At 69.7% G+C, this 26052-nt stretch carries 26 protein-coding genes and 1 pseudogene; 14 read left to right on the forward strand and 13 right to left on the reverse strand.

What is annotated here, in order from left to right; all coding sequences use genetic code 11:
- The 5 genes and pseudogenes from M6444_RS00005 to M6444_RS00025 form a co-directional block, all read left to right on the forward strand.
- Positions 1 to 532, forward strand: a pseudogene (locus M6444_RS00005) (DeoR family transcriptional regulator); the annotation flags it as partial.
- Entirely contained in the window at positions 532 to 1629 is a 1098-nt protein-coding gene (gene galT / locus M6444_RS00010; RefSeq protein ID WP_298321612.1) for a galactose-1-phosphate uridylyltransferase, read from the forward strand. The pseudogene M6444_RS00005 and the gene galT, both read left to right, overlap by 1 nt.
- Entirely contained in the window at positions 1626 to 2588 is a 963-nt protein-coding gene (galE, locus tag M6444_RS00015) for a UDP-glucose 4-epimerase GalE (protein ID WP_298321614.1), read from the forward strand. The genes galT and galE overlap by 4 nt, the downstream gene beginning before the upstream one ends.
- A complete protein-coding gene (gene galK, locus M6444_RS00020; protein ID WP_298321616.1) occupies positions 2585 to 3697 on the forward strand; it encodes a galactokinase in 1113 nt (370 codons plus the stop codon). Before galE ends, galK begins: the two co-directional genes overlap by 4 nt.
- On the forward strand, positions 3694 to 4626 hold the full coding sequence (locus tag M6444_RS00025) for an aldose 1-epimerase family protein (protein ID WP_298321618.1): 933 nt from the start codon (positions 3694 to 3696) through the stop codon (positions 4624 to 4626). The genes galK and M6444_RS00025 overlap by 4 nt, the downstream gene beginning before the upstream one ends.
- On the opposite strand, the gene M6444_RS00030 is transcribed toward M6444_RS00025, so the two are convergent.
- Positions 4608 to 5378, reverse strand: coding sequence for a GNAT family N-acetyltransferase (locus M6444_RS00030; protein ID WP_298321620.1), 771 nt, complete (start codon positions 5376 to 5378; stop codon positions 4608 to 4610). The genes M6444_RS00025 and M6444_RS00030 overlap by 19 nt on opposite strands.
- 105 nt (positions 5379 to 5483) lie before the next feature.
- Between M6444_RS00030 and M6444_RS00035 the strand changes: the two genes are divergently transcribed.
- Entirely contained in the window at positions 5484 to 6428 is a 945-nt protein-coding gene (locus M6444_RS00035; RefSeq protein WP_298321622.1) for a siderophore-interacting protein, read from the forward strand.
- A gap of 10 nt (positions 6429 to 6438) precedes the next feature.
- Here M6444_RS00035 and M6444_RS00040 read toward each other — a convergent pair whose 3' ends face one another.
- Both M6444_RS00040 and M6444_RS00045 read right to left on the reverse strand, forming a co-directional pair.
- Entirely contained in the window at positions 6439 to 7917 is a 1479-nt protein-coding gene (locus tag M6444_RS00040; RefSeq protein WP_298321624.1) for an FGGY-family carbohydrate kinase, read from the reverse strand.
- A gap of 27 nt (positions 7918 to 7944) precedes the next feature.
- Entirely contained in the window at positions 7945 to 9354 is a 1410-nt protein-coding gene (locus tag M6444_RS00045; protein ID WP_298321626.1) for an L-fucose/L-arabinose isomerase family protein, read from the reverse strand.
- A 341-nt stretch (positions 9355 to 9695) separates the two neighbouring features.
- On the opposite strand from M6444_RS00045, the gene M6444_RS00050 reads away from it, so the two are divergent.
- From M6444_RS00050 to M6444_RS00070, 5 genes are all read left to right on the forward strand, one after another.
- Positions 9696 to 10691 carry a LacI family DNA-binding transcriptional regulator gene (locus M6444_RS00050; protein WP_298321628.1) on the forward strand — a complete coding sequence of 332 codons (996 nt, stop codon included), beginning with the start codon at positions 9696 to 9698 and terminating at the stop codon, positions 10689 to 10691.
- Positions 10692 to 10810: 119 nt separating this feature from the next.
- Positions 10811 to 12190, forward strand: coding sequence for a hypothetical protein (locus M6444_RS00055; protein ID WP_298321629.1), 1380 nt, complete (start codon positions 10811 to 10813; stop codon positions 12188 to 12190).
- A 42-nt stretch (positions 12191 to 12232) separates the two neighbouring features.
- Complete coding sequence (locus M6444_RS00060; protein ID WP_298321630.1) at positions 12233 to 12775, forward strand: macro domain-containing protein; 543 nt, start codon at positions 12233 to 12235, stop codon at positions 12773 to 12775.
- Between the two features lie 107 nt (positions 12776 to 12882).
- Positions 12883 to 13179, forward strand: a complete 297-nt coding sequence (locus M6444_RS00065) for a HigA family addiction module antitoxin (protein WP_298321631.1) — start codon at positions 12883 to 12885, stop codon at positions 13177 to 13179.
- A 123-nt stretch (positions 13180 to 13302) separates the two neighbouring features.
- A complete protein-coding gene (locus M6444_RS00070; RefSeq protein WP_298321633.1) occupies positions 13303 to 13743 on the forward strand; it encodes a VOC family protein in 441 nt (146 codons plus the stop codon).
- A 34-nt stretch (positions 13744 to 13777) separates the two neighbouring features.
- Here M6444_RS00070 and M6444_RS00075 read toward each other — a convergent pair whose 3' ends face one another.
- The 9 genes from M6444_RS00075 to M6444_RS00115 all read right to left on the reverse strand — a co-directional run bounded on the left by M6444_RS00075 (position 13778) and on the right by M6444_RS00115 (position 22317).
- Positions 13778 to 14989 (reverse strand): NADP-dependent isocitrate dehydrogenase, encoded by a 1212-nt coding sequence (locus M6444_RS00075; protein WP_298321635.1) that lies wholly within the window; start codon positions 14987 to 14989, stop codon positions 13778 to 13780.
- A gap of 58 nt (positions 14990 to 15047) precedes the next feature.
- Positions 15048 to 16034: a malate dehydrogenase gene (locus M6444_RS00080; RefSeq protein WP_298321637.1), complete on the reverse strand. Its 987-nt coding sequence runs from the start codon at positions 16032 to 16034 to the stop codon at positions 15048 to 15050.
- 79 nt (positions 16035 to 16113) lie between these two features.
- On the reverse strand, positions 16114 to 16464 hold the full coding sequence (locus M6444_RS00085) for a DUF3017 domain-containing protein (RefSeq protein ID WP_212756799.1): 351 nt from the start codon (positions 16462 to 16464) through the stop codon (positions 16114 to 16116).
- Entirely contained in the window at positions 16461 to 17588 is a 1128-nt protein-coding gene (locus tag M6444_RS00090) for a citrate/2-methylcitrate synthase (RefSeq protein WP_298321644.1), read from the reverse strand. The genes M6444_RS00085 and M6444_RS00090 overlap by 4 nt, the downstream gene beginning before the upstream one ends.
- A 97-nt stretch (positions 17589 to 17685) precedes the next feature.
- Complete coding sequence (locus M6444_RS00095; protein ID WP_298321646.1) at positions 17686 to 18546, reverse strand: bifunctional methylenetetrahydrofolate dehydrogenase/methenyltetrahydrofolate cyclohydrolase; 861 nt, start codon at positions 18544 to 18546, stop codon at positions 17686 to 17688.
- A 34-nt stretch (positions 18547 to 18580) separates the two neighbouring features.
- Positions 18581 to 18757 (reverse strand): DUF5302 domain-containing protein, encoded by a 177-nt coding sequence (locus tag M6444_RS00100; protein WP_298321648.1) that lies wholly within the window; start codon positions 18755 to 18757, stop codon positions 18581 to 18583.
- A gap of 34 nt (positions 18758 to 18791) precedes the next feature.
- Complete coding sequence (purH, locus tag M6444_RS00105; protein ID WP_298321650.1) at positions 18792 to 20360, reverse strand: bifunctional phosphoribosylaminoimidazolecarboxamide formyltransferase/IMP cyclohydrolase; 1569 nt, start codon at positions 20358 to 20360, stop codon at positions 18792 to 18794.
- Entirely contained in the window at positions 20353 to 20988 is a 636-nt protein-coding gene (gene purN, locus M6444_RS00110) for a phosphoribosylglycinamide formyltransferase (protein ID WP_298321652.1), read from the reverse strand. The genes purH and purN overlap by 8 nt, the downstream gene beginning before the upstream one ends.
- Before the next feature lie 78 nt (positions 20989 to 21066).
- Positions 21067 to 22317, reverse strand: coding sequence for a DUF6350 family protein (locus M6444_RS00115; RefSeq protein ID WP_298321654.1), 1251 nt, complete (start codon positions 22315 to 22317; stop codon positions 21067 to 21069).
- A gap of 163 nt (positions 22318 to 22480) precedes the next feature.
- On the opposite strand from M6444_RS00115, the gene M6444_RS00120 reads away from it, so the two are divergent.
- Genes M6444_RS00120 through kynU form a run of 3 tightly spaced genes read left to right on the forward strand, consistent with a single transcriptional unit; the run spans position 22481 to position 25684 of the window.
- Positions 22481 to 23002, forward strand: coding sequence for a SigE family RNA polymerase sigma factor (locus M6444_RS00120; protein WP_298321656.1), 522 nt, complete (start codon positions 22481 to 22483; stop codon positions 23000 to 23002).
- On the forward strand, positions 22995 to 24401 hold the full coding sequence (locus M6444_RS00125; RefSeq protein ID WP_298321658.1) for a hypothetical protein: 1407 nt from the start codon (positions 22995 to 22997) through the stop codon (positions 24399 to 24401). Before M6444_RS00120 ends, M6444_RS00125 begins: the two co-directional genes overlap by 8 nt.
- A gap of 47 nt (positions 24402 to 24448) precedes the next feature.
- Positions 24449 to 25684: a kynureninase gene (gene kynU, locus M6444_RS00130; RefSeq protein ID WP_298321660.1), complete on the forward strand. Its 1236-nt coding sequence runs from the start codon at positions 24449 to 24451 to the stop codon at positions 25682 to 25684.
- A gap of 19 nt (positions 25685 to 25703) precedes the next feature.
- Here the strand turns inward: kynU and M6444_RS00135 are convergent, their stop codons facing one another.
- A complete protein-coding gene (locus tag M6444_RS00135; protein ID WP_298321662.1) occupies positions 25704 to 26036 on the reverse strand; it encodes a DUF6506 family protein in 333 nt (110 codons plus the stop codon).
- Positions 26037 to 26052 lie beyond the last annotated feature (16 nt).

The raw sequence follows: 26052 nt of genomic DNA on the forward strand, positions 1-26052 counted from the left end.
CATCGGAGTCTCGGCCGGAACGACCACCTGGACGCTGGCCCAGCACCTCCGCCGCATCCCCGACCTCACCGTGGTCACCAACTCCATGCGGGTCGCCGACGCACTACGACCCGACGACGGCGTCGAACGCAGCGTCGTGCTCACCGGCGGCGTCCGTACGCCCTCCGACGCGCTGGTCGGCCCGGTAGCTGTCTCGTCACTGCATCAGCTCCACCTCGACCTCGTCTTCCTCGGTGTGCACGGCATCGACGTCACCGCAGGGTTCACCACCCCGAACATGCTCGAGGCCGACACCAACCGCGCCCTCGTCGCCGCGGGGCGGCGGCTGGTCGTGCTGGCCGATCACACCAAGTGGGACACCGTCGGCCTCAGCACCATCGCCGGTCTCGACGAAGCCGACATCGTCATCAGCGACGAGGGTCTGCCGACCGGCGCCCGCGACCTCCTGACCGAGCACGTCGGCCGCCTCATCCTGGTAGCTGCCATCATGCCCAACGAAACCTCCCCCACCTCCACGGCCGGTGCCACCTGATGAAAAAGACCACTGCCCGCTTGGCCGACGGCCGCCAGATCATCTACTTCGACACCGGCGATGCCGAGCGAGCGCACCATCCCGACCAGCGCGACCTCCCGCCGGTGAGTACGTCGTCGCAGCTGCGCTACGACCCCGTGCTCGACGAATGGGTGGTCATGGCCTCTCATCGCCAGGACCGCACCCACCTCCCCCAGGCGGACCAGTGCCCACTGTGTCCGTCTCGCGACGGGCGCCAGACCGAGATTCCCGCGCCGGACTACCAGGTCGCCGTCTTCGAGAACCGGTTCCCCAGCCTGTCGTCGGCCGCGGCCGACCCGCCGCCCGGCACCCCGCTGACCCCACACGCGCCCGGCCGCGGACGCTGCGAGGTGGTCTGTTTCAGCAGCGATCACGACGGCTCGTTCGCCACGCTCGACCCGGCTCAGGCGCGGCTCGTGGTCGACGCCTGGGCCGACCGCACCGCCGCGCTGTCCGAACACCCGGGTGTCGAGCAGGTGTTCTGCTTCGAGAACCGCGGCGAGGAGATCGGCGTCACGCTGTCGCATCCACACGGCCAGATCTACGCCTACCCGTTCGTCACTCCGCACACCGCCCGGATGCTCGACTCGGCGCAGCGGTACCACGACCGCACTGGCGCCAATCTGTTCGCCGACGTCCTCGCGGAGGAACGCGCCGCGGGTGAGCGGATCGTGGCCGAGACCGAACACTGGACGGCGTTCGTGCCCGCCGCCGCGCGCTGGCCGGTCGAGGTGCACCTGTACCCCAGCCGGCGCGTCACCTCCATCCCGGAGCTCGACGACACCGAGCGGGACGAGTTCGCTCGGCTCTACCTCGACATGCTCGGCCGCTTCGACGCCCTGTACGACCAGCCCCTGCCCTACATCGCCGCCTGGCACCAGGCCCCGGTGCGGACCGGCCACGACCTCGCCTACCTGCACCTACGGCTGTTCTCGATCAAGCGCGCACCGAACAAGCTGAAATACCTCGCCGGGTCGGAGTCGGCGATGGGTGCGTTCGTCACCGACGTCCTGCCTGAAGACGTCGCCGCCCGCCTGCGCGACCTCGCTCGCCCGGCCACGGAGGTCACCTCGTGAAACTGCTGCTCACTGGCGGCGCCGGCTACATCGGGTCGGTCGTCGCCAGCCAACTGCTCGACGCCGGGCACGACGTCGTCGTCCTCGACGACCTGTCGACCGGCCACCGCGACGCCGTACCGGAGGCTGCGCAGTTCGTGCAGGCCGACGTCGCAGACGCCGGCGACGTGCTCGATGCCTCGTTCGACGCCGTGCTGCATTTCGCGGCCAAGTCGCTGGTGGCGGAGTCCGTCGCCGACCCGCAGCTGTACTGGTGGAACAACGTCGTCGGCACCCTGCGGCTGCTCGATGCGATGGCCAAGGCCGGCGTCAACCGCATGGTGTTCTCGTCCACCGCGGCGACCTACGGTGAGCCGGAGGTCACGCCACTGACCGAGACGGCCCCTGCGGTGCCGATCAATCCGTACGGGCAGAGCAAGCTCGCCGTCGACCACCTGCTGGCCGGTACGGCACAAGCGCACGGGCTCGCCGCGATCAGCCTGCGCTACTTCAACGTCGGCGGTGCGGTCGGACCGCACGGCGAGCGGCATGAACCCGAGACGCACCTCATCCCGAACGTCCTGGCCGTGCCCGCGGGGCGGCGCGAGGCCGTGGACGTGTTCGGCACGGACTTCCCGACCCGCGACGGTACGGCGGTGCGCGACTACCTGCACGTCGAAGACCTCGGCCGCGCGCACCTGCTCGCGCTGGAGGCCACCGGCAGCTCCAGCGGCCACCGGATCTACAACCTCGGTACCGGGACCGGCTACACCGTTCGCGAAGTCATCGCCGCGGTCCGGCGGGTGACCGGCCACGACGTGCCCACGCGCGAGCGCGAGCGCCGCGCAGGCGACCCGCCGGTGCTGGTGGCGTCGGCCGAGCGGATCGCCACCGAGCTGGGCTGGCGCGCCGAGCACGACCTCGACCGCATCGTCAGTGACGCCTGGCGATTCGCCACCCGGACCGGTGATCACGCATGACGGCGGTCGTCGGGTCGGCGCCCGGCCGGGTGAACCTGATCGGCGAACACACCGACTACAACGGCGGGTTCGCTTTGCCGCTGGCGCTGCCGCACCGCACCCGGGCGCGGGTGGTTCGCCGCGACGACGACACCGTCACCGTGGCGTCGACGGCGCCGGGAGCCTCGCCGGTCTCGTTCACCGTGCCGACCCGGCCGGGCGACGTCGACGGCTGGGCCGCCTACGTCGCCGGGGTGTTCTGGTCGTTGCGCGAGGCCGGCCACGACGTGCCGGGCGCCGACGTGCACATCGACAGCGACGTGCCCCGGGGCGCGGGCCTGTCGTCGTCGGCGGCGCTGGAGTGCTCGGTGCTGGTCGCCCTGGACCACCTCGCGGGGTTGGGACTCGATCGCACCCGGGTGGCGCTGCTGGCCCAGCGCGCCGAGAACGAATACGTCGGCGCGCCGACCGGCGCCATGGACCAGATGGCCGCGATGTACGGCGGCGCCGGCCAGGTCGTGTTGTTCGACGCCCGGGCCGTGAGCGCCGAGCCGATCCCGTGCGACCTGAGCGCGGCCGGGCTCACGCTGCTCATCATCGACACTCGCGCCGAACACCAGCATGCCGGCGGCGAGTACGGCGCCCGCCGCGCCACCTGCGAAGACGCTGCGGCTCGGCTCGGGGTGTCCAGTCTGCGGGAGGTGCAGGACGAACCGGTGGACGCCGTGCTGGCGCGCCTCGGCGACGACGACGTCATGCGCCGGCGGGTGCGCCATGTGCTGACCGAGAACGCCCGCGTACTCTCGACGGTGGAGTTGCTGCGCGACGGCAAGGTGAGCGACATCGGCCCGGTGTTGACGGCGTCGCACGCCTCGATGCGCGACGACTACGAGATCACCGTGCCCGAGCTCGACGTCGCCGTCGACTCGGCGCTGAGTGCCGGCGCCCTCGGCGCTCGCATGACCGGCGGCGGCTTCGGCGGTTCCGTCATCGCGCTGACCCACACGAGCGAGGCCGACGACGTCGCTGCGACTGTGCGCTCGTCGTTCGCCCGGCATGGGTTCACCGAGCCGCACGTGTTCACCGCCTACCCGGCCGACGGCGCCGGCATCGAGGAGGAGCCACAGTGACCCGCAGTGGGACTCAGTTCGACCTGAGCTACGGCGACTACTCGGCCACGGTGACCGACGTCGGCGCGACGCTGCGCCAACTGCAGCACGGCGAGCGACCGCTGGTCGTCGGCTTCGACGCCGACGAGATCCGCCCGGCGTATCGCGGCGCGGTGTTGGCCCCGTGGCCGAATCGGGTCGCCGACGGCCGTTACACCTTCGACGGCGCTACTCACCAGCTGGCCATCACCGAACCCGACCGCGGCAATGCCCTGCACGGCCTCGTCGCCTGGGTGCGCTGGGACGTCATCGACCACCGCAGCGACCAGGTCGTCCTGCGGCACCGGCTGGTCGAGCAGCCGGGCTACCCGTATCCGCTGGAGCTGACCGTGCGTTACCTCCTGGACGCCGACGGCCTGCACTGGAGCGTCGGGGCGACCAACGCCGGCGAGACCGTTGCGCCGTACGGCTGCGCACCGCATCCCTACCTGGTCGCCGGGGGCGGCCGCGTGGATGCCTGGTCGCTGCAGCTACCGGCCACCCGCTACCTCGCCGTCACCCCCGATCGGCTTCTCCCGGTGAGCGTCGAACCGGTGGCCGGCACCGGCTTCGACTTCGCCACCGCCCGCACGATCGGTGACACGTTCATCGACCACGCTTTCACCGGCCTCGACGCGGACGCCGACGGCCGCAGCCGAGTGCATGTCCGTAGCGCCTCCGGCCAGGGCGTGGCCATGACGTGGGATCCGATCCAGTGTCCTTGGGTGCAGATCCACACGGCCGACCGCCCCGGCGAGCCCGGTCATCGTGGCGGGCTGGCCGTGGAGCCCATGACGTGCCCACCGGACGCGTTCAACTCCGGCACCGACGTCGTCCGGCTCGCGCCCGGTGCGTCTCACGAGGTCACCTGGACGATCTCCGCCGTCGCCGGTCAGGCCGAAACGGCGTAGGTGGCGAACTCCTGACCCAGCTGAAAGCCCAGCCGTTGGTACATCGGGCGGGCCGCGGTCTCGTTGTCGGAGTACATGCCCAGCGTGACGGCGTGTAGACCGGCTTCGAAGCCGGCCCGCATCACCGCGGTGGTCACGTCGGCTCCGAGTCCACGACCCCGCAAGGCGGGGTGGACGGCGATGGCGCGCAGGTTCGACGAGCCCGACGCCCGCTCGGACTCCGCGGCACAGGCCACGAGCCCACGCTCGGCGGCGCGGATGCCATACCAGTGATCCACCGTCGGGTCGCCGGGCAGCGCGGACGTGGTGGGCGACGAGACGTCCAGGAGCTCGGTGAGCTCACCGGCGACGTGCGGATCGGCGACGTCGAGGCGTTCCACCGCCGCTTCGCCCGGGCGGCGCTCCGGCATCGTCGTGGTCCAGAACCATTCCCAGTCGTGGCGCCATTTGAGCTGGTCGATGCTCGAGACCGGCGAGTCGCGGGGCACCACCACGATGTCGAAGCCGCCGAGATCACCGGCAGGCGGACCGGCCAGGATCTCCGCCGCCAGCCGCGCGGCGTCGTCAGGGGCGCCGAAGGCCAGGAGCAGGTGCCCGAACCTGCCGTGATCGGTGAAGCTCGCGGCTTCGCCCAAGCCCCAGGCCCGGTCGAACCGCCGGGCCGAGTGATTCCAGCGCGCTACGGGGTGCCCGCGGGCGAAGTCCACCAAGGCGTCGTGGTCAGGCAGTTCGATCACGGGCGTCGACGGCACCGGAACAGGTTAACGCGGCCCGGACGAACCCACGCGTGCGCTTCTTCCAAGGATCGGTTAGCCTCGCCTTAGTAAGGTGAAGCGAACTTTCGTTCCGGGGACCATATGACCATCGCCACGACCGACCATGCGCAGATCGCCACTCAGCCGTCGTGGCGACCCTTCCGGGTGACCGTCTCCCGGGTACAGCAGCTCAGCCCGTCGTTCGTCCGCATCACCTTCACCGCGGGCAACCTCGACGAGTTCGGCCACGACGGCCCGGATCAGCGCGTCAAGCTGTACCTGCCACGCGACGGCCACGAGCTCCCCGAGCTGTCCCTCGACTGGTGGTCGCAGTACCGCCACGCTGACCCGGCCACCCGCGGGTTCGTCCGCACGTACACCATCCGCGCGGTCCGTCCACAGCACCGCGAGGTCGACATCGACTTCGCGCTGCACGGCGACGGCGGTCCGGCCTCGGCCTGGGCCCGGCGCGCCACCGTCGGCGACGAGGTCGCGTTGATCGGCCCGAACCGCCTGTACGGCGCGGACTGCCGCGGGCACGAGTGGAATCCGCCGGTGGGTGCCGACGACGTGCTCATCGCCGGGGACGAGACCGCGCTGCCGGCCATCAGCGGCATCCTCGCCTCGCTGCGCGAGTCCCCGACCTGCCCGGCTCGCGTGCGCGTCATGCTCGAGGTGCCCGAGCCCGGCGACATGATCGATCTGCCCGCGCCCGAGCACGCCGAGGTGACGTGGCTGCCCCGCCGCGGTTCCGACGGCTCAGCCGCCGCCAACGGCAGCCTGCTCGTGGAGTCCGTCTGCGCCTCCGGGTTCGGCCGCGATCGCCGCGCCGAGGCAGCGCCGACCAGCACGGTCGACACCGTCGACATCGACCTCGAGATCCTCTGGGAGATCGCCGCTGCCGCCAGCAGCTCGGTGTACGCCTGGATCGCGGGTGAGGCCGGGGCGGTCAAGGCCATCCGCCGTCACCTCGTCGGCGAGTGCGGCATCGACAAGAGCGCGGTGACGTTCATGGGCTACTGGCGAACCGGACGCGCCGAGGTCTGACGTCGTCGGCCTAGCCGCCGGCGGCGAGGGCGTGCTGGATGTCGCTCGTACGCTCGTACAGGCTGCGGTAGAGCGGGTAGCGCTTGTCGTACACCGCAGCGTCCGCGGGGTTCGGGCGTACCGCATGTCCGCCGTCGTTCCACTTCACGTCGCGTCCGGCCGCACCGATCGCCACGGCCGCGAACTTCGCGTCGCCGTAGGCAGCCCCCACTGTGACCGGCGGCACCTCCTGTACGACACCGGTGGCGCTGCTGACGATCTGCGTCCACAGGTCGCCCTTGGTTCCCCCGCCCACGGCGACGATGCGGCCCACGTCGACGCCGGCTTCCCCGAACGCCTCGAGATTGTGCCGGACACCGAACGCCGTCGCCTCCAGCAGCGCCCGGTACACGTGCCCGGCGCCATGGCGGAGCGAGAGCCCCGCGATCACGCCGCGGGCGTTCGGATCGGCGAACGGCGTGCGTTCACCGTCGAAGTACGGCAAGGCGAGCAGCCCGTCCGCACCGGCCCCGACGTCCGCGGCCGCGGCGACGAGCTCCTCGTACGGCCGGTCACCACTCAGCTGGCGGAACCAGCCGGTGATCGAGCCCGAACTCGCCATGCCTCCGGCCAGCGTGTGCAGGCCGGGATGCTGCCCGACGGTGCCCCACAGCTGCGGATGGCTCACCGGCTTCGCCGTCACCGCGATGAAGAACATCGTCGAGCCGTACATGACCATGACGTCGCCTGGCTCGCGAACGTCGACGCTCTCGGCTTCGGCCCAGGCATCGATGGTGCCGACGGCCACCGCCGTGCCCGCCCGCAGCCCGGTGGCCCGGGCCGCCTCGTCGGTCACGTGACCGGCGACGTCGGCGGGCCAGCGCAGTTCGGGTAGGCGCAGCCCGGGTGCCACACGTTCACACCACTCGGGGATCCAGGCGCCGCGTTCGCGGTCGTACATCGGCTGGCACTGGTTCGCCGAGTGGTGATCAAGGACGTAAGCGCCGGTCAGCCGGTGCACCACGTAGCTGTTGGCCATGAACAGGTACTGCGTGCGGGCCCAGACGTCAGGCTCGTGGCGGCGCAGCCAGGCGACCTTCGGCCCGGCCGACTGCGACGACAGCGTCGAGCCACACCGGCGCAGGATCTCCTCCGCACCCAGCTCAGCCGACAGCTCGTCGGCCAGGCCGACCGCCCGGATGTCGACGCCGTACAGGATCGCCGGTCGCAGCGGTTGCCCGTGCTCGTCGGCGGGCAACACCGTCGGGCCGATCCCGCTGACGCACACCGCCGCGATCCGCCCGGGATCGGTGTCGGCCACCACCCGGCGGGTCAGGGCGCACACGTCGCCCCACCAGACGGCGTCGGCGTCCTGCTCGACCCAACCCGGCCGCGGCCGGGACACGTCGTGCTCGACGACATGCACCGCGACGATGTCCCCGTCGGTCGAGGCGAGCACCGCCTTGCTGCTGGACGTGCCGACGTCGACACCGAGCACCAGATCACTCATGGCGCGTATCCTCCCGCGCTCAGCTGATCACTGGCCCAGATGCTGGAAGTCGATGTCCAGCAGCCGGCACACCTGCTCCAGCTCGGCGATGTAGTCGCCCGGCACCGCGTGAATGTGGTTGGCGCCGAACCGCGACAAGAACTCGTCGGCGGGCACCTGCATCCGCGTGAACGCGTGCGGCCACTCGAACGTGGACTGCCGAGCCAGCTTGTCGTTGACGTCGTCGCCGTAGTCCTCGAACGCGCCGCGCACGACCTGCATCCGGTATCGCCCGTCGTACCTGGTCAGCCGGGCCAACGTCATGTCGCCCGGGGCCGCGATGTGATGCACCGAGGCGCCACCGGCCGGGAAGAAGAACACCTCGGGGTACAGGTGCACACGCCGCAGGTTCTCGGCCGGATCGTCGCTGCGCGCGGCGTACCACGTGGCGTGCTGGCCGGAGTTGCACATGTCCCAGATGTCGCGGTCGGCGTGGTAGTGGCGGACGTCGGCGAACAGGACGGGGTCACCGGAGATGAGCTTCAGGATCTGCATCGTCATCGCCGCGTCCATGTCGGACTCGGTGGAGGTCACGTGCGTCGGCTTCGGCCCCTCCCAGTCATAGGGGTCGTTGAGGAAGGCCTCGGTGACGTCCATCGTGGTGAAATGCGTCGTCAGCTCCGGTTGCCCCTTGATGCCGGAGAAGTCGAGGTTCCACTCGTCGATCAGCTCGCGCACGGCGTGATACGAACGGATCTGGCGTTCGAGCAGTTCAGGGGTGAGCTGTTTGCCGTCGTAATGGACGTTGGCGTACTTCTCGAGCCATTCCCGCCCGGCTCGCGCCCGGGACTCCGGCACCAGCTCGGAGCGGCGGACGATCTCCCACTGATCGATCTCCTCGACGTCGACGCCGAACGTCGACAGCCACTGGTCGGCATTGGCGACCGCGGTGTACATGCCCATCGGACGTCCACCGAAGCGACCGAACGTGCTGCCCCGCAGGCCGCCGACGGCCTGGGCGGCGCGTACGTGCACGAGGAGACGGTCCATCGTCTGCTGATCGGCGACGTCGCCCCACACGCGGCCGTGCACCCGGCCGATCTGGTCGAGCGAGCCGCCCGCGGCGAGCATGCCGACCATGCCCGGCTGGACCGGGTCGATGTTGGACAGCAGGACCAGTGGGCCTGGCGTGGCCGCAGCAGCCAGCATCGAGAAGTGCGGGAACGCCCACACGGAATAGTTGAAGATCGTGACGTCCGGGCGAGATTCGGCGACGAGGCGGGCCTGGCTGGAGGCCAGCTCGTTCGTCGAGATGAGCTCCGGCGCCCGGACGACCTCGTGACCGGCGTTCTGCAGCGCCTCGACGACGGCGTCCTCCGTCGACTTGGCCCAGGCCTCGATGTCGCGGTGGACGAAGTCTCGCCCGTCCGAGATGGTGAGCAGGCCGATCCGTGCCACGGGCAACTCCTATCGTTCGCTTGTTCCACTCAGCACGCGTTGCTTCAGTGCCGAGAAATCGATTACTGGCACGCTAGGTGAGGTGGCGGTGCGGTGTCAACGGGTTTGAGTGGGCGACGGCGGGGTCGGACACCACGAGGAGATATGGAGCATCACCATGCGTGCACGGGTGGTGAGGCAGGTGATTCCCTGCTGAACATGATCATTTCAGGACGGTGCGGCGGAAGAATTCGGGGGAAATCGATTACCGGCACGCTAGAATGTCCGCGCACGGATATCGGCAACGGGGCGCCCTCGACACGACCGACGAGGCCAGAACGCGCCATGGACAGGGGGACGACGTGGCGACCATCTATGACGTGGCGCGGCTGGCCGGCGTGTCGGCCGCCACGGTATCGCGGGTGCTCAACGGGCACGTGAAGGTCGACCCCACGCTCGCCGAACGCGTGATGGCCGCCGTCTCGCAGCTCGGCTACCGGCGTAACGCCGTCGCCCGTAATCTGCGAACCAGCCGGACCAGCCTGTGGGCGGTCATCATCTCCGACGTCCAGAACCCGTTCTTCACTTCCATGGTGCGCGGCATCGAGGACGTCGCGTCTTCGGCCGGCTACTCCGTGGTGCTGTGCAACAGCGACGAGAATCCGGACAAGGAGTCCAGCTACATCGCGGCGGCATTGAGCGAGCAGATGGCCGGCGTCGTGATCTCGCCGTCGTCGAACCAGGTCGACGACGTCAACCTCCTGCTCGAGGCCGGTTGCCCGGTCGTCGTCATCGACCGCGAGCTGGACAACGTCACCGCCGACACCGTGCTCGTCGACAACGAGCACGGCGCCGAGTTGGCCACGACCCACCTCGTGGAGCAGGGCAACACCCGCATCGCCTGCATCACCGGCCCACAGTGGCTGAGCAGCGCGACGCAGCGCTTCGACGGCTACGCCCGCGCCCTGAGCAAGGCCGGCCAGAGCGTCGACGAGACGTTGGTGCGCTACGCCGACTTCCGCGAGCAGGGCGGCTACGACGCGATGGCGTCCCTGCTCGACGACGGCCCCGCGCCGGACGCTGTGTTCGCGACCAACAACCTGATGACCATCGGTGCGATGGAGTGCCTCGTCCAGCGCGGCCTGTCGGTTCCGGACGACGTCGCCATCGTCGGTTTCGACTCCATCCCGTGGGCCGATCTGATCCGCCCCACGCTGACGACCGTGGCGCAGCCGACGTACGAAGTCGGCCGCCGAGCCGCGCAGTTGCTGACCAAGCGCGCCGAATCGCCGGACGCCGAACCCGAGCGAGTGGTGCTGCCCACCTCGCTGCAAGTGCGCGCCAGTTCGACGCGCTGACCGGGATTGACAACGTCACCTCCTGATCAGAGAATCCCTTTTCAACGTTTCAAGCCGGACAAACCGCCACTCGACGCCTGCGCGCACCGAGGGACCGGCGGGTGAGGAAGGAACGATCGATGCAGGAGCATCCCGCTCACTCCCGTCCCGCTCGGGCCGGTCTCCCGGTGAACCGCCGAACTCTGCTGGGCACGGCCGGCGCCGCGGCGCTGAGCGCTGCCGCCCCGGGATTCGCTTCGGCCAAGGGTCAGGCCGCGGCCCCACGACCGGCGATCTCCGTGGACCCCTCCCGGCTCCCCCTCATCGGCGATGCCGAGTTCCCGATCGGGCTGTGGTGGCCGCCGCCACCGTTCCAGACCACGCAAGAGCGGTACCAGGAAATCGCCGACGCCGGGTTCACCTTCATCATCACCGGCAATTACCTGTTCGCTGACGCACACATCCAGCGGTATGCCATGCAGATGGCCGAGGCGGCCGGCATCAAGGTCGTGGCCGACGACGACACCATGCGGTGGATCACCCACGAGTTCGAGGTCGACGACGACGGCGGCCAGTTCACGCTCACCTCGGCCGAGGCGAGGTCGAAGATCAGCGCGGTGCTGAACCAGTACGGGTCGTCGAGCTTCGTCGGCATCGACCATTACGACGAGCCCGCACCGGACAAGTTCGCCACACTCGCCCAGACCGTGCAGATCAACCGAGAGCTGAGCCCGGAGACGCTGCCGTACATCAACTTGTTCCCCACCACCGATCCCGCCTACGTGCGGCAGTTCGTCGACGTCGTCAAACCGTCGCTGATCTCGTTCGACCGCTACCCGCTGCTGCTCGACGGCGACGACGCCGACTTCTTCCTCAACTGGAAGATCATCCGCGACGAAGGGCTGCGCGCTGATCTGCCGACGTGGTGCTTCATCCAGACCCTGGCTTACAGCGGGCACCGCGAGCCCACCGCCGCCGAGCTGCTGTGGCAGGTCAACATGAGTCTCGCGTACGGCGCCAAGGGCATCCAGTACTTCACGTACTGGACCCCGGACCCCGCCCGGGGCGAAGGGTTCGGGCCCGCGTTGATCACCACCGACGGACAGCGCACCGAGCGCTACGACGCGTCGAAGAACATCAACCTCAGCTGGCTGTCGCCGGTGGGCAGGCAACTCAAACCACTGGTCTCGGAGTCGGTCACGCACGCCAACGACGCACCCCTGCCAGCGGGGGCGAGCGAGTTCACCCCCGATGACCACATCCGCTCCGTCGACGGTGGCGCCGTGGTCCTCGGGATGTTCCGCACCCGCGAGGAGTCGAACGATCGCTGGCTGCTGGTCGCCAACCGCGATCATTCGCAGCCCACGTCGGTGCGGCTGCGCACCGATCCGCGTTCGGTCACCGACGTGTCCCGATTCGACCCGGCCACGGAGTCCTACGTTCCCGAACCGGGCGCTCGCGTGACGGTGGATCTGGAAGCCGGGGCGGCCGCCCTGTTCCGGCTCGGCCGACGGGCCTGATCACTGGCTCGGCGTAAGGTCGTGTTCGGTGAGGTGACCTTCATGATCGAACACGTTTTCGACGGCGTCACGGTCCAGTTGACCGTCGGCGACATCACCGACCAGCCCGACGCCGACGCCATCGTCAACGCCGCCAATGCACAACTGCGCCCCGGTGGCGGCGTCGCCGGGGCGATTCACCGCGCCGCCGGTCCCGGCCTGGCCGAGGAGTGCCGGCCGCTGGCGCCGATCACCCCGGGCAGTGCGGTCATCACCGGTGGCCACGAGTTGCCGAACGCCCACGTCATTCACACCCTGGGGCCGGTGTACGGCACCGACGAGCCGGCTGCCGAACTGCTGGCTTCGTGCTACCGCAACTCACTGCGGCTGGCCGACGAAGCCGGGCTCACGACCGTGGCCTTTCCAGCGATATCGACCGGGATCTTCGGTTACCCGGTTCGCGACGCCGCGGTGGTCGCTGTGCAGACCGTGGCAGCGACCGCGCCGGAGCTCGAGTCCGTGCGGGTCGTACGGTTCGTCCTGTTCGACCGCGCCGCATTCGACGCGCACCGCGAGGCGGTCATACAGGCTCGACCGCACCACTGAAGAACTAGACGAATTCATGACCGGCATCGACCCGGCGACGACGAAGACGGCCTGTCTCGGCGCCGAGGACGTCGAGATCACGACTACCACTGAAAGGAGCCGCAGCCATGACCAAGGCACACGAACCGATCACCCCCGGCGAGATTCTGCTCACCGAGTTCCTGAAGCCCCTGGGCATCTCGCAGTACAGCCTGGCCCAGGCAACCGGGCTTCCTCAGACGCGTATCAGTCAGATCGTCCACGGCAAGCGCTCCATCACACCGGAGACAGCACTGCGCCTGTCCAAGGCGTTGGGCACCGACGACCGCTTCTGGATCACCACCCAGACCGATTACGACCTAGAGGTTGAACGCGACCGGCACGGCCCGGAAATCGACAACGTGACCACGCTCGTCGCCAGCTGAGGCGCTGAGGGCCCTCCGTGAGCCGGGTTAGGCCCTCGCGTTGTGATGTCGAGAATGCGGCCCCGGCTCCGTCCTCGTCGTACAGCGGCCACGACAGGCCGCGCGACGAAGAAAGGGACCACCATGACGGTTCAACGGATGGACAACGTCGGCATCGTCGTCGACGACCTCGATGGTGCCATTGCGTTCTTCACCGAGCTCGGCTTGGAGATGGAGGGCAAAGCACAGATCGAGGGCGCCTGGGCCGATCGCACCGTCGGGCTCGCCAACGTGCGCTGCGACATCGCGATGATGCGGACCCCGGACGGCCACGGCCGCGTCGAGCTGTCGAAGTACCACTCCCCGGCGGTGAACGACACCGCAGAGCACAATCCGCCGCACAACACGCTGGGTATGCATCGGATCATGTTCGCCGTCGACGACATCGACGCCACGGTCGCCGCTCTGCGTGCCCACGGCGGGGAACTGGTCGGCGACATCGCGCAGTACCAGGACAGCTACCGGCTCTGCTACGTCCGTGGGCCCGAGGGAATCATCGTCGCCTTGGCCCAGCAGCTCGGCTGACGCCCTCGCATCAGCCGAGCTGGTTGCGCCGCTGTCAGCCCAACCGCGCGGCCAGGTTCTCGTCCAGCGCGGCCAAGAACTCCTCGGTGGTCTTCCACTCCTGGTCGCCGCCGATCAGCAGGGCAAGGTCCTTCGTCATGACGCCGGACTCGACGGTCTTGACGACGACGTCCTCGAGCGTCTCGGCGAAGCCGACCACCTCGGGCGTGTTGTCCAGCTTGCCGCGGTGCTCCAGGCCTCGCGTCCAGGCGAAGATCGAGGCGATGGGGTTGGTGGAGGTCGGCTTGCCGGCCTGGTGCTGACGGTAGTGCCGGGTGACGGTCCCGTGCGCGGCTTCGGCCTCGACCTTGCCGTCAGGCGTCATGAGCACCGAGGTCATCAGGCCCAGCGAGCCGAAGCCCTGCGCGACGGTGTCGGACTGGACGTCGCCGTCGTAGTTCTTGCACGCCCAGACGTAGCCGCCCTCCCACTTCAGCGCGGCGGCGACCATGTCGTCGATGAGCCGGTGCTCGTAGGTGATGCCGGCGGCGTCGAACTCGGCCTTGAACTCGTTCTCGAAGACCTCGGCGAACAGGTCCTTGAACCGGCCGTCGTAGGCCTTGAGGATGGTGTTCTTGGTCGACATGTAGACCGGGAACTTGCGCTCGAGGCCGTAGCGGAACGACGCCCGCGCGAAGTCGCGGATCGACTCGTCGTAGTTGTACATGCCCATCGCGACGCCGCCGTCGGGGAAGTTCGCCACCTCCATCTCGATGGGCTCGCCGCCGTCAGCCGGCGTGTAGGTCATCGTGATCGAGCCCGGGCCGGGGACGACGAAGTCGGTGGCGCGGTACTGGTCACCGTGGGCGTGACGCCCGATGATGATCGGCTTGGTCCAGCCGGGCACCAGCCGCGGCACGTTGCTGATGACGATGGGCTCGCGGAAGATCACGCCGCCGAGGATGTTGCGGATGGTGCCGTTGGGCGAGCGCCACATCTTCTTCAGGCCGAACTCCTCGACCCGGGCCTCGTCCGGCGTGATGGTCGCGCACTTGACGCCTACGCCGTGCTCCTTGATGGCGTTCGCAGCATCGACGGTGATCTGGTCGTCGGTGGCATCGCGCTGCTGGATCGACAGATCGAAGTAGCGCAGGTCGACATCGAGATACGGGTGGATCAGCCGATCCTTGATGAACGCCCAGATGATCCGCGTCATCTCGTCGCCGTCGAGTTCGACGACGGGCCCGGCAACCTTGATCTTCGCCATGCTCAGCAACTCCTGGACGGTGACTTTTTTTCTCTCGACGTCAAGATATCAGATGCCGTCAGATCAGCCCGAGGGCTGCCACGGCGTCGCGCTCCTCACGCAACTCCTCGACCGAGGCGTCGATGCGCTGCCGCGAGAACTCGTTCACGTCCAGGCCCTGGACGATCTCCCACGAACCGTTCCGCGAGACCACCGGGAACGACGAGATCAACCCTTCGGGCACGCCGTAGGAGCCGTCCGACACGACGCCGGCCGAGGTCCAGTCACCCTCGGGGGTGCCCAGCACCCAGTCGTGCACGTGGTCGATGGCGGCGTTGGCCGCCGAGGCCGCCGACGACGCACCGCGGGCCTCGATGATGGCCGCGCCGCGCTTGGCCACGGTGGGGATGAACTCGTCGGCCAGCCACGCCTCGTCGACCAACTCGGCGGCCGGCTTGCCGGCGACGGTGGCGTGGAAGATGTCGGGGTACTGCGTCGCGGAGTGGTTGCCCCAGATCGTCAGCTTGGCGATGTCGGTGACGCTGACGTCCAGTTTGGTCGCCAACTGCGACAGCGCCCGGTTGTGGTCGAGGCGGGTCATCGCGGTGAACCGGTCGGCCGGCACGTCAGGTGCGTGCGAGCGCGCGATCAGCGCGTTGGTGTTGGCCGGGTTACCCACGACCAGCACGCGCACGTCGTCAGCGGCTCCGGCGTTGATCGCTTCACCCTGCGGCTTGAAGATGCCGCCGTTCGCCTCGAGCAGGTCGCCGCGCTCCATGCCTTTGGTCCGCGGGCGGGCACCCACCAGCAGCGCGACGTTGACGCCGTCGAAGGCCTGTCGTACGTCGTCGGTGATGTCCACGCCCTGCAGCAGCGGGAACGCGCAGTCGTCGAGCTCCATCGCCGTGCCCTCGGCGGCTTTCACCGCTTGCGGAATCTCCAGCAACCGCAGGCGCACGGGGGTGTCCGGCCCGAGCAACTGGCCCGAGGCCACTCGGAAGAGCAGGGCGTAGCCGATCTGCCCGGCGGCGCCGGTGACGGTGACGGTGACGGGGGCCTGCGCCATGAGATCTTCTCCTCGGTCAACGCGACGGTTTCGACGTCAGCGATGCTACGCAGGCCGTGCGCCGGCGTCGGGCCGGGGTCTACGACGGTGGCGGCACGATGAGCGAGGCGATCAGCGAGCCACCGCCGAGAAACCCCAGCGTCAGGATGTCGAGCATGCGCGAGCGCACCTGCAGCAGCCCGGCCCGTTCATTGGGCAGCACGATGCGCAGGAAGGCCGCCAAGCACACCCCGCCGGCCATGATGAACGTCCCGCGCCGGAAGTGATCGTCGGCGACGACCACCACACCCGTGGCGACGACCCCGAGCACCAGCAACAGCGGCCACTGCCGGAACACGGCCTGGAACCAACTGCGCGGAGTCAGCCGCCGCTCGGCCGCCTGGGCCCAGCGACTGCGCAGGTCGCGGTGGCGATGGTCGCTGACGCTCACCGTTGGGAGATCTCGACCCAGCGCTGGTCGCGCGGCCCGACGTAGTCGCTCTCGGGGCGGATGAGGCGGTTGTCGTCATGCTGCTCGATGACGTGCGCGGTCCATCCGCTCATCCGCGAGACGGCGAACACCGGCGTGAACAGGTCGGTCGGGATGCCGAGCGCGTGATAGACGCTGGCGGCGAAGAAGTCGACGTTGGGGTAGAGCCCCTTGGTCTCGAGCACGACCTGCTCCATGCGCCGAGAGAACTCGTAGTATCGAGAGTGGCCGGTGATGTCGGCGAGTTCCTTGCTCATCTCGCGCAGGTGCGTGGCGCGCGGGTCTTCGGTCTTGTAGACGCGGTGGCCGAAGCCCATGAGCTTGCGCCCGGCATCCAACTCGGCGCGGACGAACGCGTCGACGGCGCTGGCGTCGCCCTCGATGGACATCAGCGTGTTCATGACCGCTTCGTTCGCGCCGCCGTGCAGCGGGCCGCGCAACGCACCCATCGCGCCGGTGACCGCGGAGTGGATGTCGGACAGCGTGGCCGCGATGACCCGGGCGGTGAACGTGGAGGCGTTCATGGTGTGGTCGGCATGCAGCAGCAGGCAGGTGTCGAAGATCTCCGCGGCCCGCGGCTCGGGGCGCTCGCCGGTGATCTGCTGCAGGAACATCCCGGCGATACCGAGGTCGGGGTCCGGCTCGACGACCGGACGCTCGCGTCGAGTGGCTTCGTAGCGCGCGACGAGCACCGGCATCTGGGCGACCAGCCGGGTCGCCTTGCGGCGCTCGGCCTCGCTGGAGGAGTCCGCAGCATCGGGATCGTCCGCCGACAGCGACGAGACCAGGGTGCGCAGGGCCTCCATCGGCGTGCCGCTACGCGCGACCTGCGGCAGCAGCGCCTCGGTGGTGGGGCCGATGTGGCGGTCGGCAGCCAGTTGCGCCCGCAACTCGTCGAGCTGCTGCTGATTGGGCAAGGCTCCGCGCTGAAGGAGATGGACGCACTCCTCGAACGAGGTGCGCCCGGCGAGGTCGTGAATGTCGTAGCCACGATAGAAAAGCCGGCCTTCACGTCCGTCGATGTCGGAGATCGACGTCGACGCGGCCACGACATCGGCAAGCCCGCGCGGAGACTTTTCGGCCATGAAACGGGACCTCCTCGTATTCAGCGAGTTCGCGCCACCTTATCCATTGTCGCCGATGATCGGCTGATCGGCCCAAACCGGACCGAAACCGCGGTGGTCACCGCCGCTCCGCGGCCTCGACGACATTGGTCAGCAACATCGCCCTGGTCATCGGTCCGACGCCGCCTGGCACCGGCGCGAGATGCCCGGCCACCTCGCGGACCTCCGGCGCGACGTCGCCGGTGTAGTGCCCTTTGCCGGTCTCGTCGACGACCCTGGTGATGCCGACGTCGAGCACCGCGGCGCCGGGCTTGATCATGTCCGCGGTGACGAGCCCAGCGACACCGGCAGCCGAGATCACGACGTCGGCCTGCCGGGTCCGCTCGGCCAGGTTGCTGGTTCCGGTGTGGCAGATCGTGACCGTCGCGTTCTCGCTGCGCCGCGACAGCAACAGGCTCATGGGCCGGCCGGCGGTGATCCCGCGACCGATGACGACGACGTCGGCGCCGTCCAAGGGGATGTCGTAGCGGCGCAGCAACTCCAAGCAGCCGCGAGGCGTGCACGGCAGCGGCGCCGGGCGCATGAGCACCAGCCAGCCCAGGTTGATCGGATGCAGCCCGTCGGCGTCCTTGGCCGGATCGATGAGCGCGAGCACCCGTTGGTCGTTGATGCCGTAGGGCAGCGGCAACTGCACGATGAAGCCATGACAGCCGGGGTTCTCGTTGAGCTTGGTGACCTCGGCTTCGATGTCTTCCTGGCTTGCCGTGGCGGGCAGTTCGACCTGGATCGACTCGATGCCCACCTCGGCACAATCGCGATGCTTACCTGCGACGTAGGCATGACTGCCCGGGTCGTCGCCCACGAGTACGGTGCCCAAGCCGGGGGTCACACCGGCCTCTCTCAGCCGGGCCACCCGCTTGGTCAGGTCGGCCCGGATCGCCGCCGCCGTCGCCTTGCCGTCGAGAATCGTCGCCGTCACGACGCCGATTCTTGCACGCGTGCCGGCGGCGGAGTCAGCCGCTCTTGCGGCGGAACAACCGCTGGGTCTTGGCCGACTCTTCGTGGGCTGGTCCGCTGGCCGCGGCATCGTCGTGCGGATGCGTGTGGCCAGCGGCTTTCTTACGTTCGAGCGCCTCGCGGAACTTGCGCTTGACGTCGTCGGCGTCGCCGGATTTCTTGGCCGCGGCCATGGCATGACCTCCTGCGGTCTAGGTAGGTCCCACCCTAGTGGAAGAAGTGCCGGGAGCCGGTGAAGTACATCGTGGCGCCGAACTCGCGAGCGGCGGCGATGACGTCGTCGTCGCGAACCGACCCGCCGGGCTGCACCAGCGCGCGCACGCCAGCCTCCAGCAGCACCCGCGCGCCGTCGTCGAACGGGAAGTAGGCATCCGAGGCCGCCACCGAGCCGGCCGCCCGCTCCGCCGCGCGGGCCACCGCGAGCCGTGCGGCGTCCACTCGGTTGACCTGGCCCATACCCACGCCCACGGCAGCACCGTCGGCAGCCAGCAGGATCGCGTTGCTCTTGACCGAGCGCACCGCACGCCAGGCGAACTCCAGGTCGGCCAGCGTGGCGGCATCGGCCGGCTCGCCCACGGCCAGGGTCCAGTTCGACGGGTCGTCGCCCGGCGCGTCGACCTTGTCGACCTGCTGGACGAGCAGGCCGCCGGAGATCCGGCGTGCCTCGGCCGCGCCGTCCTCGCCGTCGGTCACCCGCAGCAGCCGGATGTTCTTCTTCTGGGTGAGCACCTCCAGCGCCGCCGGCTCGAAGTCCGGCGCCACGATGACCTCGGTGAAGACCTTGGCGATCTGGTGGGCCGCTTCCTCGGTGATGGGCGCGTTGGCGGCGATGACCCCGCCGTAGGCAGACACCGGGTCGGTGGCGTTCGCCTTGCGGTGGGCCGTGGCGATGTCGGCGCCGACCGCGATACCGCACGGGTTGGCGTGCTTGATCACCGCGACAGCGGGCTGGGTGAAGTCGTGCGCGCAGCGCCAGGCGGCGTCGGCGTCGACGTAGTTGTTGTACGACATGTCCTTGCCGTGCAGCTGCTCGGCACTGGCCAGGCCACCGGCGCCGTGCTCGGACCGGTACAGCGCCGCACCCTGGTGCGGGTTCTCGCCGTAGCGCAGCACCGCCGCGCGCTCCCACGTCCCGCCGATCCAGGCGGGAAACACCGACCCGGCATCGTCCGCTGGTGGGGCGACCGCGCTGCCCAGCCACGATGCCACGTGGACGTCGTACGTGGCGGTGTGCGCGAACGCTTCGGCTGCCAGCCGCTGCCGTTCGGACAGGGTGAACCCGCCGGCGCGGACCGCCTCCAAAACGTCGCCGTACCGCGCCGGGTCGACGACCACCGCGACGTTGGCGTGATTCTTCGCCGCCCCGCGCACCATCGACGGCCCGCCGATGTCGATCTGCTCGATGACCTCGTCGGGCGCGGCGCCGGAGGCGACCGTCTGCGCGAACGGGTAGAGATTGCTCACCAGCAACGTGAACGCCTCGATGCCGAGCTCGGCGAGCTGGTCACGGTGCGCGGCGAGGCGGACGTCGGCGAGCAGCCCGGCGTGCACGGCCGGATGCAATGTCTTCACCCTCCCGTCGAGACACTCCGGGAATCCGGTCAGGTCCTCGACCTTGGACACCGGCACGCCGGCGTCGGCGATGCGCGCGGCCGTAGAGCCGGTCGACACGATGTCGACGCCCGCCTCGGCAAGCCCCCGGGCCAGCTCTTCCAGCCCCGTCTTGTCGTAAACGCTGATCAGCGCCCGGCGGATGGGGGTGCGTGGCTCAGTCACTGAAGATCGTGACCTTTCTCTCGGTGATCGTCCAGCCGCCCCGGGCCAGTCGGCCGACGTAGGTGACGAGCTGGGCGCGTTCGGCGACCTTGATGCGTTCGGTGAGGGTGTCTTCGGTGTCGTCGTCCAGGACCGGCACGGCGACCTGGGCGATGATCGGCCCGGTGTCGACACCTTCGTCGACGAAGAACAGCGTGGCACCGGCGATCCGCACGCCGTAGTTCAGCGCGTCGCGCGGACCGTGGATGCCGGGGAACGCCGGCAGCAGAGCATTGTGCGTGTTGATGTAGCGGTCCCCGAAGTGTTTCAAGAAGACCGGACCGACGAGTTTGAGGAAACCGGCCGAGACGACGAGGTCAGGGTGGTACTGCGCGGTCTGCTCGGTCAGGGCGGCGTCCCAGTCCTCTCGGGTGGCGTGATCGCCGACCCGTTCGACGAAGGTCGGCACGCCTGCAGCCCGAGCGATGTCGAGGGCACCGATGCCGTCACGATCGGAACCGACGGCCACGATCTTCGCGCCGTAGTTGTCATCAGCACACGCGCCGAGCAATGCGGCGAGGTTGCTGCCGCCGCCGGATGCCAGTACGACGACCCGGCAGCCTCGCCCGGCTTCGCGGTCCTGGCCCAACGCTGATCTCCTCGTGATCGCGGCCGCTTCGACGGGGGTGTGCGCCGCCGCGTGGCGAGAATACCCGAGGTGATTTGATCATGAGCCGTCTGCGGCCTTGGAGCGCCGCAGACGGCTCATGATCTCCATGGAGATCCGCTCCCCGGTGCGGATCTGCTGCATGGCCACCACCACGTTCCCAGCCACCGCGACGAACGCCACGGTCATGACCCCCACCTGCCAGAACACCGGGCCGATCTCGGTCAACCGGACGGCTCCGGCCGATCCGCCGGACAGCAGCGCGAGCCCGGCCATGCCGGCACCGGCGAGCACCGCGGCGCCGCCCACGACACCGGCGGCCGTCGCCCAAGCCACGCGGCCGGACTCGTGCGGCTCCAACCGGCGGCACACGATGAGCCCGGCCAGCGCGCCGGCCGCCAAGGGACCGATCACCACGAGCCAGGTCGCGGCACCCGGGACGTCCGACGGCAGCGCACCCAAGGCCGGCACCGCGGGTACCGCTGCCAGCTCGACACCACCGGGCGCCACCGACGTCCCGGTGCCCACCGCGAAACCCGGCCCCAGCGCGAACGACACCGCCCAGATCACGGCGTTGGGCATGATCACCATGCTGCCCACGATCAGCACCGACGCACCCAGCGCACCGGCATCGAGCGCCTCGGCCAGCGCGCCCACCTGATCGGCATGCACGATGACGCTGAGCGTCGACAGAACCGCGCCGGTGGCCAGCAGCCCGGCCAGGGCGGCCGCGGCGGCGACGCAGGCCACCTGCACATAGGACGGCAGCCGGTCGAACCACGGCGTCAGCAGCCCCGCCTCGTGCCCGGCGCCCACGACCACCGCCGCAGCCGACCACCCGGCCGCCCAGGCCACCGCTTCCAGCGGCAACGCCGCGACGTCGCTGGTGGCGGACATGCCGGCGACGATGCCGGCGCCGAGTGCATAGGTCAGCACGGCCGGCACGGTGACCGCGAGCAGTCCCCGGGTCGTGGCGACGCCGGCGCTGTGGGCGGCCCACCGGGCCGAGCGGTGCAACAACAAGACGAAGGCGATGGTGAGGCCCAGCGGGGCGATGGTGAACCCGGCGCCGTCGACGTCGAGGCCGATCCGATGCGCCGCCAGCCACACGCGTGCGCCGAATCGCAGCGGATCGCTCAACGGTTGGCTCGCGCCCTCGCTGATCCACACCGCGACCCCGGGCAGCACGCTCATCGCGAACCCGGCGATCAGTGCCCAGCCGGCCGCGACGATGGCGGCCAGCCACGGCACTCGCGAGCCCCACGCGGGCTCGTCGCGGCGCAGCAGCGGTCGGGTCAGCAGGTCGGCCACGACACCATGGTCACCGCAAACACCGTGAACACCGCTGACACCACGCCGACGAGCGCGCAGATGATGTCGCAAACCCCGGACGCCGCGGCGCAACTCATGCAACCGTATGGCGGACTCGGGGGTCATCCAGGGTGTAGCCGGAGCAACGGACAGCGGAGACGATATGGCAGGGGAAGCGGATTTCGACGCGTTCTACGACGCGACGAACCGCCGCGTGCTGCACCAGATGTACGCGATGACGGGAAACCTCGCCGACGCTCAAGACGTCACTCAGGAGGCTTACGCGCGTGCATGGCAACGCTGGAAGACCGTCAGTCAGGCCACCAACCCGGAAGCATGGATCCGGACCGTGGCCTGGCGGATCGCGGCCAGTCGCTGGCGCAAGGCCAAGAACGGCATCGCGGCCTTGGCCCGGCACGGCACGCCGGATCACAGCCCGCCCCCCAATCCGGACCATGTCGCTCTCGTCACGGCGCTCAAACAGATCCCGGAGAACCAGCGCCAGGCGATCGTGCTCCATCACCTCGTGGGGCTGAGCGTGGACGACATCGCCAACGAGACCGGCGCCCCGACGGGCACCGTCAAGGCCCGCCTGTCCCGCGGGCGAAGCGCGCTGGCCGAGCTCCTCACCGACACCGGCATCGAAGTCACGAGCCACACCCAGGGAGGTGAAAGCCATGACTGACGGCTTCGACGACGAGCTGAACCGACAGTTGGCCTCCCTCGAGTCCCAACTCGGGTCCGCGCGGCTGCCCGGCGCCGCCGCGGCGCGGCAGCGTGCCGCCCGACGGACCCGCCACCAGGTCACCGGCGGTGTGCTGGGCGGGGTCGCCATCATCGCGATGGGGGTCATCGGCATCACTCAGCCGACGTTCACCACGGCTCCGGCTCCGGCCGACACGCCGAGCGACGGCCCCACCCCGACGGTCGCTCCCACCGAGTCCGATGCGAGCCCGAGTCCGTCGGAGTCCGACCCGACCGACGACGCCGACGACGACTCCGCCGACACCGTCGCCATCCCGCCCGAGGCTTTCCTCACCGTCGAGGACATCCAGATCGAAGGAACGGACTGGGCGGAGGTGCCGGCTCAGGACAGCTGGCTGCCGTGTGTGCCGCACATGCCCGAGAACGCCGAGGCCCGAAGTTTCGAGTCGCCGGCGGAGTCGTCGGGGACGGCCGTGCGGCTGGACCAGTTCATCGAGCGTACGGCCGCCGGCCAGGCCGAAAGCCGCCTCGACGACGTGCGCCGTGCCGTCACCGATTGCGCTGACGGCGGCACGGACACCTCGCTGATCGAAGTGTGGTCCGTGGCCGGCGTGGGCGACGAGGCCTACCTCATCGCCCTGGCCGGACCGCCCAGCACCGCAGAGACCGACACCTACGTCACGATCGGCCTCGTGCGCTCCGGCGACTACGTCATGTCGGTGTTCGACGGCGGCGCCTCGATGGACTACATCGGGCCGGCCCCCGAGACGAACACCGTCGCGGCCGCGCAGCGGATGTGCGAGCCGCTCGGTGTCGAGTGCCCCGGCGAGCTCGAGCGCGAGCAGCTGCACCCGGAGCCGGCCGGCGACGTCGAGGGCTGGCTGACTGCGACCGATGTAGCCGAAGCCACCGGCTTGACGCAGATCACGCAGGGCAGCGACGTCACCGACCCCACCGAGGGCGGCCCCGGCGGCTGGCCGTACATCGGCCTGCCACGAGACCCGATGGCCGACGGCGCGGAGTCGATGGAGCACCGGGCGTACGACGACCCGCTCGAGCCCGGGGGCGCCACGGTGGACGAGACGATCGCGCGCTTCGGTGACGAGGCGTCGGCGCGCGAGCATTACGACCAGCTGGTCGCCGCCGCGAACGACTTCCAGCAGGAAGGCGACGTCATCACCCCGACCGGCACGATCGACGGCGACGGCTACGCCGGGGCGAGCTGGCGCTCGGAGAGCTCGGAGTTCGGCACGGTCTTCGTGTACGGCGTCGTCGTCCGGGGGTCGAACGTCGCCGCCGTCTCCTCCGGGGTCGCCGAGATCACCGGTGAGCAGCTGAACGACCTGCTCGACCGGGCCGCGCAACGCCTGGGCGGGTAGCCGACGTCGCCTGTCGCAGCGCGCTGACGACCACGTACGCTGCGGGCATGGATCGTGCGGATGCTGTGCAGCTCGACGACCGTGACCCGCTGCGCCACGTGCGCCAGCGCTTCGTCCTGCCCGACGGAATGATCTATCTGGACGGGAACTCGCTCGGCTCGCTGCCCCACGGCGTCCGCGAACGCCTCGAGAGCATGGTCGACGTCGAGTGGGGACACGACCTGATCGCGTCCTGGAACACCCACGGCTGGTGGGACCTGCCCGCGACGACGTCGGCGAAGCTGGCCGGGCTCGTCGGCGCCGGGCCGGACACGGTCTCGATGGGTGATTCCACCAGCGTGCAGCTGTTCAAGCTGCTGGTCGCCGCCGCGCGGCTGCGCCCGGAGCGCAGCGTCATCGTCACCGAGCCGGGCAGCTTCCCGACCAACTCCTACATCGCCTCGAGCGTCGCGCAGCTCCTCGGGCTGACGGTGCGCTGGTGGGACGCCGAGCATTCGCCGGACATACGGACGGTGCTCGACGACGACGTCGCGGTGGTGGCGTTGTGCCACGTCGATTACCGCACCGGCTGGATGCACGACGCCGCGCAAGTCACCGCGGCCATCCACGACGCCGGCGCCATCACGTTGTGGGACGTGTGCCACTCCGCCGGCGCGGTCGACATCGACCTCAGCGGCTGGGACACCGACCTGGCCGTCGGGTGCACGTACAAGTACCTGAACGCCGGCCCCGGGTCGCCGGCGTTCGCCTATGTCCATCCGCGCTGGCACGACGTTCTCGACCAGCCGATCACCGGATGGCACGGGCACGCCGACCCGTTCGCGCTGGAGCGTGACTACCGCCCGGCGCCCGGGGTCCGCCGGGTGGAGGCCGGAGCCGTGCCGTTGCTCGCGGTCGCGGCGGTCGAGGCAGCCGTGGACGCGTTCGACGGCGTGGCCATGGCCGACGTGCGAGCGAAGTCGCTGGCCCTGACCGACCTGTTCATCGACCGCGCCTCGGCACGGCTGGAACCGCGCGGCGTCAGCATCGAGGTGCCACGCGAGCATCGGCACCGCGGCTCGCAGGGATGCCTGCGCCTGCCCGACGCGTACGGCTTCGTGCAGGCGCTGATCCGGCGCGGTGTGGTCGGCGACTTCCGCGAGCCCGACCGCGCCCGGTTCGGCTTCGTCCCGCTGTACACCCGCTACGTCGACGTGTTCGACGCGGTGGAGCACATGGTCGCCGTGCTGGACGAAGGCGAGCACGTCCGGCCGGAGAACACCGCACGGGCCGTGGTCACCTGACCCGGGCGGTTCCGGACCCTCAGCCCTCGCCCGGTTCCCCGGCCATTTCGGCTTCGAACGCCGCACTGTAGGCGGCGGCGCCCGGCACGGCGTCCACGGCGAAGGTCACGTGGCCGACCGGAACGCGGTCACCGACCGCCTCGGCGACCCGTGCGGCATCGGCGAGCGCGAAGCCGCCGCACAGCTCGATCAGCCCGACGCCGTCGTCGACCAGCGACTTCGCCGCGTCCGGCGCCGCCGCGGCCGACGGAACCGGAACGAGCATGGTCACTTGACCGTCACGGTCGAGCACGAACCGGTCGGCTACCGGATCAGCGCCTGGGTGCTCGTAGATGTAAGCCCAGGTGGGCACGGCTGTTCCTCCACTG

This window comes from Haloactinopolyspora sp., from assembly GCF_027324685.1.
Lineage (GTDB): Bacteria > Actinomycetota > Actinomycetes > Jiangellales > Jiangellaceae > Haloactinopolyspora.

Bases quoted from the DNA above. Each gene is read 5' to 3' on its own strand.
- M6444_RS00125 (WP_298321658.1), top strand. From the start codon at position 22,995: ATGACTGACGGCTTCGACGACGAGCTGAACCGACAGTTGGCCTCCCTC.
- M6444_RS00055 (WP_298321629.1), top strand. From the start codon at position 10,811: ATGCAGGAGCATCCCGCTCACTCCCGTCCCGCTCGGGCCGGTCTCCCG.
- M6444_RS00090 (WP_298321644.1), bottom strand. From the start codon at position 17,588: ATGGCCGAAAAGTCTCCGCGCGGGCTTGCCGATGTCGTGGCCGCGTCG.
- M6444_RS00120 (WP_298321656.1), top strand. From the start codon at position 22,481: ATGGCAGGGGAAGCGGATTTCGACGCGTTCTACGACGCGACGAACCGC.
- M6444_RS00075 (WP_298321635.1), bottom strand. From the start codon at position 14,989: ATGGCGAAGATCAAGGTTGCCGGGCCCGTCGTCGAACTCGACGGCGAC.
- kynU (WP_298321660.1), top strand. From the start codon at position 24,449: ATGGATCGTGCGGATGCTGTGCAGCTCGACGACCGTGACCCGCTGCGC.
- M6444_RS00060 (WP_298321630.1), top strand. From the start codon at position 12,233: ATGATCGAACACGTTTTCGACGGCGTCACGGTCCAGTTGACCGTCGGC.
- galK (WP_298321616.1), top strand. From the start codon at position 2,585: ATGACGGCGGTCGTCGGGTCGGCGCCCGGCCGGGTGAACCTGATCGGC.
- M6444_RS00065 (WP_298321631.1), top strand. From the start codon at position 12,883: ATGACCAAGGCACACGAACCGATCACCCCCGGCGAGATTCTGCTCACC.
- M6444_RS00040 (WP_298321624.1), bottom strand. From the start codon at position 7,917: ATGAGTGATCTGGTGCTCGGTGTCGACGTCGGCACGTCCAGCAGCAAG.
- M6444_RS00035 (WP_298321622.1), top strand. From the start codon at position 5,484: ATGACCATCGCCACGACCGACCATGCGCAGATCGCCACTCAGCCGTCG.
- M6444_RS00100 (WP_298321648.1), bottom strand. From the start codon at position 18,757: ATGGCCGCGGCCAAGAAATCCGGCGACGCCGACGACGTCAAGCGCAAG.
- M6444_RS00080 (WP_298321637.1), bottom strand. From the start codon at position 16,034: ATGGCGCAGGCCCCCGTCACCGTCACCGTCACCGGCGCCGCCGGGCAG.
- M6444_RS00070 (WP_298321633.1), top strand. From the start codon at position 13,303: ATGACGGTTCAACGGATGGACAACGTCGGCATCGTCGTCGACGACCTC.
- galT (WP_298321612.1), top strand. From the start codon at position 532: ATGAAAAAGACCACTGCCCGCTTGGCCGACGGCCGCCAGATCATCTAC.